Consider the following 12,296-nt stretch of genomic DNA (forward strand, 5'->3'; position numbering starts at 1 on the left):
GTCTCTACGCTGATATCGATAAGGGCCGCCGCTGTGCGGCCTTACTTTTTTAAGCGGTGAGTAAAACTGACTAAAAATGAAAGTGAGTGGTTGTTACGTCGATCACTTGGCATAATCACGCCTTCACTGATTGAATGAGAGGCTGTGTGACAGACGATTTCGCGCCCGATGGCATACTGACAAAAGCAATACGGGGTTTTAAACCGCGTGAAGCACAACAACACATGGCCGAAGCTGTCACCAAAGCGATCCAGTTTAAAGAAGAACTGGTGGTAGAGGCGGGAACAGGGACGGGGAAAACCTATGCCTATCTGGTTCCTGCGCTTCGTTCTGGCGCAAAGGTTATTATCTCCACGGGATCAAAGGCGCTACAGGATCAGCTGTACGCACGAGATTTGCCCACGGTGCGTGATGCGCTGAAATTTGCCGGCAAGTTAGCCTTACTCAAAGGTCGTTCTAACTATTTATGCCTTGAGCGCTTAGAACAACAGTCGATGGTCGGCGGTGAATTGGCGTCTGAGGCACTCTCAGATTTAATGCACCTGCGCGGCTGGGCAATTCAAACCGAAGATGGCGATGTGAGTAACTGCCATGGCGTATCGGAAGACAGCATTATCTGGCCGCTGGTCACCAGCACTAACGACAACTGTCTTGGCAGCGATTGTCCACAGTATAAAGACTGTTTCGTGGTGAAAGCGCGTCGGCGCGCCATGGATGCCGATATTATCGTGGTCAACCATCACTTGTTTTTAGCCGATTTGGTCGTGAAAGAGACCGGCTTTGGTGAGCTTATCCCTGATGCCGACGTCATGATTTTCGATGAAGCACATCAGTTGCCGGATATCGCTAGCCAATACTTTGGTCAGCAGTTGACCAGCCGCCAACTGATGGATTTAGCGAAAGATATCACCATTGCCTACCGCACTGAGGTGCGAGATACCGCGCAATTACAGAAGTGTGCGGATAGGCTGAGCCAGAGTGCGCAGGACTTCCGCCTAGCGCTCGGCGATCCGGGCTATCGTGGAAATTTACGTGAGGCGCTGGCATTACCGGAAGTTCAACGCGCGCTGGTGTTGCTCGATGATGCTTTGGAGCTGTGCTACGACGTCGTGAAAATGTCGCTGGGACGTTCTGCGCTGTTAGATGCGGCGTTTGAGCGAGCCACGACCTATCGAAATCGCCTTAAACGTCTACGCGATGTTTCCATACCCGGTTACAGCTATTGGTATGAGTGTAACTCACGTCACTTTGTGATGGCGCTTACGCCGCTGACCGTAGCGGAAAAATTTAACGAAGTGATGAAGGATAAACCCGGATCGTGGATTTTCACTTCAGCGACGTTAGCGGTTAATGACGATGTGTCACATTTCACCGCGCGTCTTGGCCTGAATAAGGCCAAAAGTTTGCTATTGCCGAGTCCATTTGACTATGCAAATCAGGCAATGCTCTGTGTCCCCCGTTTTTTGCCAACGCCAAACCAGCGTGGAGCGGCACGTCAGCTGGCAAGAATGCTCAGGCCAGTGATTGAAGCGAATGAAGGTCGCTGTTTTTTCCTATGTACCTCTCATGCTATGATGCGCGATTTAGCCGAAGAGTTCCGCGCGACCATGACGCTGCCCGTGTTGTTACAGGGCGAAACCAGTAAGCCACGTCTACTGGCAGAATTTGTTGCAGCGGGGAATGCCTTATTAGTGGCAACCAGTAGTTTTTGGGAAGGCGTTGATGTGCGGGGCGACACACTTTCCTGTGTGATTATCGATAAACTGCCGTTTACATCACCGGATGACCCGTTACTGAAAGCGCGAATTGAAGACTGCCGCGTGCGTGGCGGCGATCCTTTCGCTGAGGTTCAACTTCCTGACGCCGTGATTACGCTCAAGCAGGGCGTGGGGCGGTTGATTCGTGATACCAGCGATCGCGGCGTAGTGATTATCTGCGATAACCGTTTAGTCATGCGTCCATATGGCGAGGTCTTCCTCAATAGCCTGCCTCCCGCGCCACGCACCCGAGACTTGAATAAGGTCATCGAGTTTCTTAAGGCAGGGAATCCATCAACGAGTGAGTAACGCAGCTCATTGCTGATGGATAGCAGAAGGAGGCGGGGTGATAGCGCGGAGGCAGTTCTTGCAGCTCAAATGTCGTGATGCAACGTGCTATCGCCATACACCCTTCAGAGGCATCAGTGGGTTGGCTGTGCTATCATCTGCGCCTGATTTATCTCTACTCATTTAATTGTCCCTCCCGAGGTTTGCATGTCCACGCGAATTTTAGCGATTGATACGGCAACAGAAGCCTGTTCTGTTGCGCTCTGGAATAATGGCGAAAAACATGCGCTGTTTGAAATCTGTCCACGCGAACACACACAGCGTATTTTGCCAATGGTGCAACAGATATTGGCTGAGTCTGGCGTATCGTTAAACCAGTTGGATGCACTGGCCTTTGGTCGTGGCCCGGGCAGTTTCACCGGAGTACGCATCGGTATCGGCATTGCTCAAGGGTTAGCCATGGGCGCAGATCTGCCGATGATTGGTGTTTCAACGCTGGCAACTATGGCTCAGGGCGCATTTCGTCAGATGGGTGCCACGCAGGTGCTGGCCGCCATTGATGCGCGTATGGGCGAAGTTTATTGGGGTCAGTACCAGCGCCAAAATGATGGCGTGTGGGTAGGTGAAAACACCGAGGCCGTATTCACGCCAGAACGCGCACAGCAAAATGTTATGGCGCTGGCAGGGGAATGGGCGAGCGTTGGTACCGGATGGGGAACCTACCCAGACATGGCAGCAGCGACGCCCATTATGCTGGTCGATGGGCAAATAACGCTGCCTCAGGCTGAAGATATGCTGCCGTTAGCGCTGGTGGATTTTGCCTTAGGTAAGATGACGGCCGTGGAAAACGCGCAGCCCACTTATCTGCGCAATGAAGTCACTTGGAAAAAACTTCCGGGGCGTGAATAATTCAGGCAACTTCTGTCTAAACTAGCAGTCATATGAATGAGATAGTTAGTTTTGGAGAATGAAATATGCCTTCTAAGCACTGGGTTCGTCGGTTAGTCAGCGTGGCGATCGTTTGTAGCCCGCTGTTGTTGTCTGGATGTGTCACCATTCCAGACTCGATCAAAGGCACATCTGCAACGCCACAGCAGAATTTTGTCGCGGTGCATAATGCTCCTGATTTGTACGTCGGCCAAGAGTCTCGCTTCGGCGGAACCGTAGTGAATGTGGTTAATCAAAAAGACGCCACCACGCTAGAGATAGCGGTGATGCCGTTGGACGATACCGCCAGACCCATTCTCAACCAGCCGTCAGTGGGGCGCTTGATCGCCAAGAGCCCGACATTCTTAGATCCGGTTGACTTTAAAGGGCAGCTTGTTACGGTCGTAGGGCCATTAACGGGCAGCGTTGAAGGTAAAATAGGGAAAACGCCTTATACCTTCGTGACGATGGATGTACAGGGCTATCAGCGTTGGCACATCACGCAGGAAATCGTGATGCCGCCTCAGCCATTTGGCCCTTGGGATTATGGTTATGGCGCTTATGGTCGCGGTGGATTTTGGGGACCCGGCTTCGGCCCTGGTTGGGGATGGTATAATCCTGGTCCGGCGCGTGTCCAAAGCGTAGTAACAGAAAACTAATGAACGCTCGCGTTTAAAACAAAGCCCCGAAATCGGGGCTTTGTCGTATTTGGGATTAACGGCCTTTCTTCTTACGTCCAGGCTGAGTAAATCGCTTACGTGAAGATGCATCGGCGCTGCTGCTTTTCCCCGCCGGTTTTGCCCCTTTGTTTGGAGGGCTCTTGGCTGCGGCGGGTTTTGCCTTCGGCTTGGCCTTTTTAGCGGGTTTAGCTTCAGAAGAGGAGTCTTCTATCGCTTTAAATAATTCGATCAGCTCATCGTCGGTCAAATCACGCCATTCGCCTAATGGCAGTCCAGATAAGCTCACATTCATGATCCGCGTGCGTTCGAGCTTAGTGACTTCATAGCCGAAGTGTTCGCACATGCGGCGAATTTGGCGATTTAGCCCTTGTACTAAAGTGATGCGAAATACAAACGGGGCTTCTTTTTTAACTTTGCATTTTTTTGTGACGGTGCCGAGAATCGGAACGCCAGCCCCCATTCCTCGAATAAATTCATCGGTCACCGGCTTATTCACGGTAACTAAATACTCTTTTTCATGGTCATTACCGGCGCGCAGGATTTTGTTCACCAGATCGCCGTGGTTAGTCAGGAAAATAATGCCCTGAGAGTCTTTGTCTAAACGGCCAATGGGGAAAACGCGCGTGCTATGGTTGACGTAATCAACGATATTGTCCTTCTCGCCATTTTCCGTTGTGCTCACGATACCAACGGGTTTATTCAACGCAATTAGGACTAAATCATCAGCATCACGCGGCTCGATGAGCTGACCATTCACCTTGACTACGTCACCAGCGAAAACCTGATCGCCAATTCCGGCACGTTTGCCGTTGATAAAAACATGCCCTTGCTCAATATAGCGATCGGCGTCGCGTCGTGAGCAAATGCCACTTTCACTGATGTATTTGTTAAGGCGCGTGGATGAATTGGTTAGCATGGTTCCCTCCGATAAACAGCGGAATATACATGAGTTGAGCGCTGATACGAACATCGATTTATCATATTGACGGATGTACTGAGCTCAGCGAATGTCAGCTGTTTCAAAGATAGACGTTTGCAGCGGAAAAAATAGGCGTTATGGCGGTTCATTAGCCGAAAATAGTGCTAATTTTACAGAAAGTTACTCTTTTTGGTATTATACCCACAGCGGCCTTGAGGCCGCTTTTTGCTTTTATGGCAGGCGCCATTTTTTACCGCGTCTACTACCGTGGCTACGCTAATTTTAGTGATGCATATCGCAACCTGAACATTGTTTCTCCATGAACTGGTACGCTGAGTTAAAATTTTGTTAAACATTGGATATTGTTCTGTTGTTTTTCATGGCTAACAGTGCGGGTGTGCGATGCAAACAATGCTTAAACAAGAAAACAATTTTTACGGGAGAACGACCTTGGAAAAGGTTTGGCTTAAACGATATCCGGCAGATGTGCCTGCGGAAATCGACCCTGATCAATACTCCTCTCTGGTAGAGATGTTCGAGCAGTCGGTCGCGCGATTTGCCGATCAGCCTGCGTTCATCAATATGGGGCAGGTGATGACCTTCCGTAAGCTTGAAGAGCGTAGCCGTGCATTCGCGGCCTATTTACAAAATGAGCTGGGACTAAAAAAAGGCGACCGTGTGGCACTGATGATGCCTAATCTGTTGCAGTATCCGATAGCGTTGTTCGGCGTACTGCGTGCCGGTATGGTGGTGGTGAACGTGAACCCGCTATATACGCCGCGAGAGCTTGAGCACCAGCTAAACGATAGCGGTGCCAGCGCTATTGTTATCGTGTCAAACTTTGCGCATACGCTTGAGAAAGTGGTGTTCAACACGCAAGTTAAGCACGTGATTTTAACCCGAATGGGCGATCAGCTTTCAGCGGCGAAAGGCACGTTGGTTAACTTTGTCGTGAAATACATCAAGCGCTTAGTGCCTAAGTATAATCTGCCTGATGCCATCTCTTTCCGCTCCGCGTTACAGCGTGGTCGCCGTTTGCAGTACATCAAGCCTGATATTACGAATAATGACCTCGCATTTTTGCAGTACACCGGAGGCACCACTGGTGTAGCAAAAGGGGCGATGCTAACCCACCGCAATATGCAGGCGAATTTGGTGCAATCACGCGCCGCTTATGGCCCGTTGTTACATGAAGGCCATGAGCTGGTGGTCACGGCTCTGCCGCTTTACCATATTTTTGCGTTAACCGTTAATTGCCTGCTGTTCATCGAAATGGGGGGCTGCAACTTGATGATTACCAACCCACGTGATATTCCGGGTATGGTAAAAGAGCTAAGCCGCTATCCATTTACCGCGCTGACCGGTGTCAATACGTTGTTTAATGCGTTGTTGAATAACGAAGATTTCCGCGAGTTGGATTTCTCGACGCTGCGTTTATCGGTGGGCGGTGGCATGTCAGTACAGCGCTCGGTCGCGGAGAAATGGGAAAAACTCACCGGTCGTCATCTGCTCGAAGGCTACGGATTAACAGAATGTGCGCCTTTGGTTTCGGGGAATCCTTACGATCTACAGCACTATAGTGGGAGTATTGGTTTGCCAGTGCCGTCCACCGATGTGCGTTTAGTGGATGACGAAGGTAATGAAGTGGCTCACGGAGAAGCCGGAGAGCTACAGGTGAAAGGCCCACAGGTGATGCTGGGATACTGGCAGCGTCCAGAGGCTACCGATGAGATCCTCAAAGATGGCTGGTTGTCTACCGGCGATGTGGTGACCGTGGATGACGAGGGCTTCTTGCGCATTGTCGATCGTAAAAAAGATATGATATTAGTATCTGGTTTCAATGTTTATCCGAATGAAATCGAAGAAGTTGTCTCGATGCATGATAAAGTGCTTGAGTGCGCAGCCATCGGAGTGCCAAGCGAAGCTTCCGGTGAAATGGTGAAAATCTGTGTTGTGAAGAAGGATCCTTCACTGACTCGTGATGAGTTGATTGCACACTGCCGTAAGCATCTCACGGGCTACAAAGTGCCGAAAAGCGTAGAGTTTTACGATGAATTACCAAAGTCCAACGTAGGTAAGATCCTACGCAGAAAATTACGTGAGGAGCAGGCGGCCTCGCAGAAAGGCGCCGCATAGCTTCTTACGATTCTAAGCAGATAAACGTTGACGCCGGTTGTGACCGGCGTCATTTTTTGTACTGATTAAATTATCTGGCGTACCAAGTAGGTCAGAGAACCGAAAATGAGAATGATGTTTTGAATTATCAGTTAATTACCACCAGTAGCGATCTCAAGCAAGTTTGTGAGCAAGCCAGCCGCCACGCCTACATTGCGTTAGATACCGAATTTGTACGAACTCGCACCTACTATCCTCAGTTGGGGTTGATTCAGCTTTTTGACGGTGAAACGCTGACGCTGATCGATCCGTTACCGATTACTGATTGGCAGCCGTTTGTCGCTCTGTTGAAAAATCCTGAAGTCACCAAACTCCTCCATGCGTGTAGCGAAGACCTTGAAGTTTTCTTGCATGAGTTCCAGACGTTGCCAACGCCGATGATCGACACGCAAATCCTTGCCGCATTCACGGGGCGTGCATTGTCTTGTGGTTTCGCTGCCATGGTGAACGATTACCTGCAGGTAGAATTAGACAAGAGCGAATCTCGCACTGATTGGCTGGCACGTCCGCTGACTGAACGCCAGTGTGAGTACGCTGCGGCAGATGTTTTCTATCTGCTTCCGTTAGCGGATAAGTTGATTGCTGAAGTCGCAGAGGCAGGGTGGTTGGATGCCGCACAGGATGACTGCTTATCTCTGTGTCGTCGCCGTCAAGAAGTTGTCGATCCTGCTTTAGCCTATCGCGATATTACCAACGCGTGGCAATTGCGAACTCGACAGTTGGCATGTTTGCAAAAGCTCGCAGAATGGCGCCTTAATCAGGCGCGTCAGCGCGATATGGCCGTGAACTTTGTGGTACGTGAGGAGAATCTCTGGCAGGTCGCTCGCTATCTACCCACATCTCAAGGGGAGTTAGGGGAACTTGGCTTGAGCGGCCCAGAAATTCGCTTCCATGGTAAAACACTGGTGGCGCTGGTGGCTGAATCAGCGAATATCCCTGAGTCACAGTGGCCGCAGCCCGTTGAGCGTTTGGTCGATCACAGTGGCTATAAGCATGCGTTTAAAGAGTTAAAAACCGCGGTGCAGAATGCGGCAGAACGCAGTGGTTTAACCGCAGAGTTGATTGCCTCACGTCGCCAGATAAATGCGCTGCTAAGCTGGCACTGGAAGCTTAAAGATGAGCAGCCAGAACTATTGCAAGGCTGGAGAGATAAATTGGTGGGTGAGCAAGTAAGAGCCATTCTTGCGGCGCTGTAATGGATGTGTCGCTAATCATTGTTAGCATATAAGAATAAAGGCAGCCACGAAATGGCTGCCTTTATTTATTAGATAACCCAGTATGACTTAACTCAGCTTTCTTCAAACTGAATTTCTGTTGGCAGCGTGCAGTTGAGTAAGTGATGAGACTTTCCTTCACTTATGCTTTCAATACAACTCACATTATTATGGGTATATATCAAAGATAAAGCAGCAATATAAAAACAACGCCTAAAGAAAGAAACCTACATGATTAGTCTTAAATTTAATGAAAAATAATAAATATTAGGAATAATCTTGATAGTCGTATTCTCAAAGTTCATTGTTTATTAAAAAGTCTGTTTAAATATACAGGCGTTCCCTTATATTTCTATAAGAGAACGTCAGGATAACAAAATCATTTAGCGGCTTCTTCTGCTTCAGGCAAGGTCACGTTTAGCTCTAATACCGAAATATCATCGCCTTTTTGTTCAAACTGCACTGTCAGCATCTCTGGATCTATCTGCACATATTTACAAATAACAGCCAAAATATCGCGTTTCAACTGGGGTAAATATTGTGGTTCACTATCACCGCGACGTCGCTCCGCAACGATAATTTGCAGCCGTTCCTTGGCTATATTGGCTGTCGGTTTTTTGCGCGACAGGAAGAAATCAAGTAATGCCATGTTTTATCCCCCGAACAGGCGTTTCAGGAAGCCTTTTTTCTCTTCTTCAACAAATCGGAATGCACGCTCTTCACCTAGCAAACGATCAACCATGTCTTGGTATGCCTGACCGGCGTCTGACTCTTTATCTAGTATAACAGGTTCGCCTTGGTTTGATGCGCGCAGCACGGATGGGCTTTCAGGAATCACGCCAACTAATGGAATGCGTAGAATATCCAATACGTCCTCCATGCTCAGCATATCCCCACGGCTAACACGGCCTGGGTTATAGCGGGTCAGCAGCAGATGCTCTTTGATTGGGTCTTCCCCTTTTTCTGCGCGGCGTGATTTAGACGCCAGAATACCGAGAATTCGGTCAGAGTCACGTACAGAGGAGACTTCTGGGTTGGTGGTAATAATGGCTTCATCAGCAAAATACAGCGCCATTAGTGCGCCTGTTTCAATACCCGCAGGGGAGTCGCAGACGATGAAGTCAAAGTCCATCTCACCCAAATCGTTCAAGACTTTTTCAACGCCTTCATGGGTCAATGCGTCTTTGTCGCGGGTTTGTGACGCCGGAAGAATGTAGAGATTTTCTGTACGTTTATCTTTAATTAACGCTTGATTAAGAGTCGCATCACCCTGAATCACGTTAACAAAGTCATACACTACACGACGTTCACAGCCCATAATTAAGTCTAGATTACGTAAACCGATGTCAAAGTCGATAACAACGGTTTTCTTACCTTTTTGGGCCAAACCGGTGGCGATGGCTGCGCTAGATGTGGTTTTGCCAACGCCCCCTTTACCGGATGTAACAACAATAATGCGTGCCATGTATATGGGTTCCTTGTCGAAGGGCCTAGAATAGAGGTTGTATAGTTAAGGCACTGTCGCTCAAATTGAGTCTGGCAGCCTGCCCATAAAAAGCTTCAGGGATCTGATCGCTCAGCCAGTACTGACCGGCGATAGACACCAGTTCAGCGGCAAGATGAGCACAAAAGATCTGACTGGATGTATCTCCGCTGGCACCAGCAAGTGCGCGTCCACGCATCATGCCATAAATATGAATATTGCCATCGGCGATGATTTCAGCGCCAGCACTGACGCTGCTAGTAACGATAAGATCACAGTCTCGTGCATATATCTGCTGGCCAGACCGAACCGGCGTGCTAATGATGCGGGTTTTTACCGGTGCAGGTGGCTCGGGTAACACGACAGGCGCGCTTTTCTTAATACCTTTCCCTTCACTTAACAAAGGCAGGCCTGCGCGAGTTATAGCACGTTTAAGCCCTTCATCGGTGCAACCACTTACGCCAATGACATGCAGCCCAGCTTCGGTAATGGCCTGTTGTAATTTCTGCCAGCTTGCGCCTTCAGGGACGTTAGCAATATTAATAACAACAGGGGCATTTTTCAAAAAAGCGGGCGCTTGCTCGACTTTTTCGATTAATGCCTCACGTATTACCTCCGGTTGCGAATTATGCAAATGAACAACCGAAAGAGTAAAACTGCTGCCTTTTAGTTCTATTGGCGATTGTGACATCTATCCTGACTCAGTTTCAGCAACTTTAAATCCCCGGAATAACCACACAGGGGGTAATATTCCGATGTACATTAAACATGTTATAGTCAGTGTTATATCTAGGCAAGTCGCCGTCTGAATTAATTAGAGTGAAAAAATGATTTGTACCATTTACAGAAGTTCAAAACGCGATCAAACCTATCTTTATGTCGAAAAAAGAGACGATTTTTCTCGGGTGCCTGAAGAGCTGATGAAAAGCTTTGGGCAGCCACAATTAGCGATGATGATCGATTTAGAGAGCAAAAAGAAACTCGCCACGGCGGATATTGAAAAGGTAAAAAATGACTTGAAAGAGCAAGGTTATTATTTACAACTTCCTCCACCGCCGGAAAGTTTGCTGAAAATGCACATTGCACAGACAAAAAAGTCAGTGGATGAATGAATAAGTGTGATGCTATTCACATAAATATCATGCGCCGAGGGGGCTTGGCGTAAATCCATTGAAGTGATGGTGAGAGCAGCGGTAGTTTCGTACACCGGAGAGTGTGAAGGACGATAGATGCTGGAATGCTGTTGGATATACGGCCTAAGTTTCAGTCATCCACATCCTTTTGGGGTAATGTAGCGATTTTATCGCGTTGTGTATGACCACAGGAGAAGGCTATGTATCAACACCGTGATTGGCAGGGGGCATTACTTGAGCTGCCTGTCAGTAAAGTTGTTTGTGTTGGCAGTAACTATGGCGGCCACATCAAAGAAATGGGGGGAACTCAGGCAGCAGAACCTGTTTTATTCATCAAACCTGAAACCGCCTTGTGTGATATTCGTCAGCCTGTTGCGATTCCCAAAGATTTTGGCTCCGTACACCATGAGATCGAGTTGGCCATTCTGATTGGCACGCCGCTGAAGCAGGCTAGCGAAGATCGTGTCGCCCGCGCGATAGCGGGCTATGGCGTTGCGCTTGATCTGACCCTGCGCGATGTTCAGGCTGAATGCAAGAAAGCAGGGCGGCCTTGGGAAAAAGCGAAAGCCTTTGATGGCTCTTGTCCGATCTCTGGTTTTATCCCAGAAGCCGAGTTTGGCGATCCGCAAAACGCCGAGCTGATCTTGAGCATTAACGGCAGTGTTCGCCAGCAAGGCAGCACGCGCGATATGATTACGCCTATTTTGCCACTGATCAGCTATATGAGCCGCTACTTCACGTTGCGTGCTGGCGACATCATCTTAACGGGCACACCGCAAGGCGTCGGCCCTTTAGTGTCTGGTGATATGCTCACGCTATCCGTTAACGGTAATTCATTGAGTACCCGCGTTATTTAGCCCAGCAAGTCCTTACTAGGCCTCGTTTTAGTAAGGACAAAACTTGCATCTCATCGCCAAAGCGTCTATATAGTCCAGCCCAACTGTAATTATCGGACATACAAGCATGACAACTCTCCCTTTCTGGCAGGAAAAAACATTAGCTGATATGAGCAATGATGAATGGGAATCACTGTGTGATGGTTGTGGGCAGTGCTGTCTGCATAAGTTACACGATGAGGATACTGATGAGATTTACTTCACTAACGTCGCTTGTAATTTGCTCAATATTAAAACCTGCCAGTGTCGCCACTATGAGCGCCGCTTCGAGTATGAAGAAGATTGCATCAAGTTAACTCGCGAGAATCTTGAAACCTTCGAGTGGCTTCCGCCTACCTGCGCCTATCGCATGGTTCATGAGGGTAAAGATTTACCTGAATGGCACCCATTAAAAGTAGGGTCTAAAAAAGCCATGCATGCAGAACGGATATCGGTTCGTTATATCGCGGTGCGTGAAAGTGAAGTCAATGACTGGGAAGAGCATATTATGAACAAACCATTCTGGGCGACGAATGGCGAATAATCCTAATCAATTTAGTTAATTGCATCGAATTCCCTGTGCCTAAGAAACCCACCGAGTGTGGGTTTTTTGTTTTTATAAATTTAAGTCGTCTCAACTGTTGCTCACTTTTTCAAAATAGAGACTTGTCTGAAAATAGCCTTCAAATATTGATTGAAAGAATCTCTGTCACTACGATAAGTCTTAGCAAAGAAATTTTAAAATTAGCAAAGGCGATTACGTGAACTATAAAATTAAACATATGTATTTATTATTAGCTTTAGGTTCGCTGTTTACAGTCGTTCTGGCTGCATTCATTAGTGTA

The 12,296-nt window shown here is 48.3% G+C and carries 12 protein-coding genes; 8 read left to right on the plus strand and 4 right to left on the minus strand.

All coding sequences use genetic code 11. The annotated features are described in order from the left end of the window. Window positions 1-146 precede the first annotated feature (146 nt). The 3 genes from HMPREF3091_RS11815 (at window position 147) to HMPREF3091_RS11825 (ending at window position 3,631) form a co-directional block, all read left to right on the plus strand. A complete protein-coding gene (locus HMPREF3091_RS11815; RefSeq protein ID WP_035502338.1) occupies window positions 147-2,066 on the plus strand; it encodes a DNA repair helicase YoaA in 1,920 nt (639 codons plus the stop codon). A gap of 186 nt (window positions 2,067-2,252) precedes the next feature. After that, window positions 2,253-2,954 (plus strand): tRNA (adenosine(37)-N6)-threonylcarbamoyltransferase complex dimerization subunit type 1 TsaB, encoded by a 702-nt coding sequence (tsaB, locus tag HMPREF3091_RS11820; protein WP_004090214.1) that lies wholly within the window; start codon window positions 2,253-2,255, stop codon window positions 2,952-2,954. Between the two features lie 65 nt (window positions 2,955-3,019). Further along, window positions 3,020-3,631: a Slp family lipoprotein gene (locus HMPREF3091_RS11825; RefSeq protein ID WP_070716035.1), complete on the plus strand. Its 612-nt coding sequence runs from the start codon at window positions 3,020-3,022 to the stop codon at window positions 3,629-3,631. A gap of 55 nt (window positions 3,632-3,686) precedes the next feature. On the opposite strand, the gene rluF is transcribed toward HMPREF3091_RS11825, so the two are convergent. Continuing rightward, complete coding sequence (gene rluF, locus HMPREF3091_RS11830) at window positions 3,687-4,568, minus strand: 23S rRNA pseudouridine(2604) synthase RluF (protein ID WP_070716037.1); 882 nt, start codon at window positions 4,566-4,568, stop codon at window positions 3,687-3,689. Window positions 4,569-5,021: 453 nt separating this feature from the next. On the opposite strand from rluF, the gene fadD reads away from it, so the two are divergent. Then, window positions 5,022-6,707, plus strand: coding sequence for a long-chain-fatty-acid--CoA ligase FadD (gene fadD, locus HMPREF3091_RS11835; RefSeq protein WP_035502467.1), 1,686 nt, complete (start codon window positions 5,022-5,024; stop codon window positions 6,705-6,707). Window positions 6,708-6,826: 119 nt separating this feature from the next. Then, window positions 6,827-7,942: a ribonuclease D gene (gene rnd, locus HMPREF3091_RS11840; protein WP_070716039.1), complete on the plus strand. Its 1,116-nt coding sequence runs from the start codon at window positions 6,827-6,829 to the stop codon at window positions 7,940-7,942. Between the two features lie 397 nt (window positions 7,943-8,339). On the opposite strand, the gene minE is transcribed toward rnd, so the two are convergent. From minE to minC, 3 genes are read right to left on the minus strand one after another with little or no spacing between them, the layout of a single operon-like run. After that, a complete protein-coding gene (gene minE / locus HMPREF3091_RS11845; protein ID WP_004090202.1) occupies window positions 8,340-8,609 on the minus strand; it encodes a cell division topological specificity factor MinE in 270 nt (89 codons plus the stop codon). A 3-nt stretch (window positions 8,610-8,612) separates the two neighbouring features. Then, on the minus strand, window positions 8,613-9,425 hold the full coding sequence (gene minD, locus HMPREF3091_RS11850; protein WP_004090200.1) for a septum site-determining protein MinD: 813 nt from the start codon (window positions 9,423-9,425) through the stop codon (window positions 8,613-8,615). A 25-nt stretch (window positions 9,426-9,450) separates the two neighbouring features. Then, window positions 9,451-10,134: a septum site-determining protein MinC gene (gene minC / locus HMPREF3091_RS11855; RefSeq protein WP_004090199.1), complete on the minus strand. Its 684-nt coding sequence runs from the start codon at window positions 10,132-10,134 to the stop codon at window positions 9,451-9,453. Between the two features lie 136 nt (window positions 10,135-10,270). On the opposite strand from minC, the gene HMPREF3091_RS11860 reads away from it, so the two are divergent. The 3 genes from HMPREF3091_RS11860 to HMPREF3091_RS11870 all read left to right on the plus strand — a co-directional run bounded on the left by HMPREF3091_RS11860 (window position 10,271) and on the right by HMPREF3091_RS11870 (window position 11,995). Further along, complete coding sequence (locus HMPREF3091_RS11860; RefSeq protein ID WP_070716041.1) at window positions 10,271-10,555, plus strand: YcgL domain-containing protein; 285 nt, start codon at window positions 10,271-10,273, stop codon at window positions 10,553-10,555. Window positions 10,556-10,776: 221 nt separating this feature from the next. Continuing rightward, the gene (locus HMPREF3091_RS11865; protein WP_004090189.1) at window positions 10,777-11,433 is read left to right on the plus strand and encodes a fumarylacetoacetate hydrolase family protein; all 657 of its coding nucleotides are present in this window, start codon (window positions 10,777-10,779) and stop codon (window positions 11,431-11,433) included. A 106-nt stretch (window positions 11,434-11,539) separates the two neighbouring features. Continuing rightward, the gene (locus HMPREF3091_RS11870; RefSeq protein ID WP_070716043.1) at window positions 11,540-11,995 is read left to right on the plus strand and encodes a YcgN family cysteine cluster protein; all 456 of its coding nucleotides are present in this window, start codon (window positions 11,540-11,542) and stop codon (window positions 11,993-11,995) included. Window positions 11,996-12,296: the final 301 nt, after the last annotated feature.

Source organism: Hafnia sp. HMSC23F03, assembly GCF_001816025.1.
GTDB lineage: Bacteria > Pseudomonadota > Gammaproteobacteria > Enterobacterales > Enterobacteriaceae > Hafnia > Hafnia paralvei.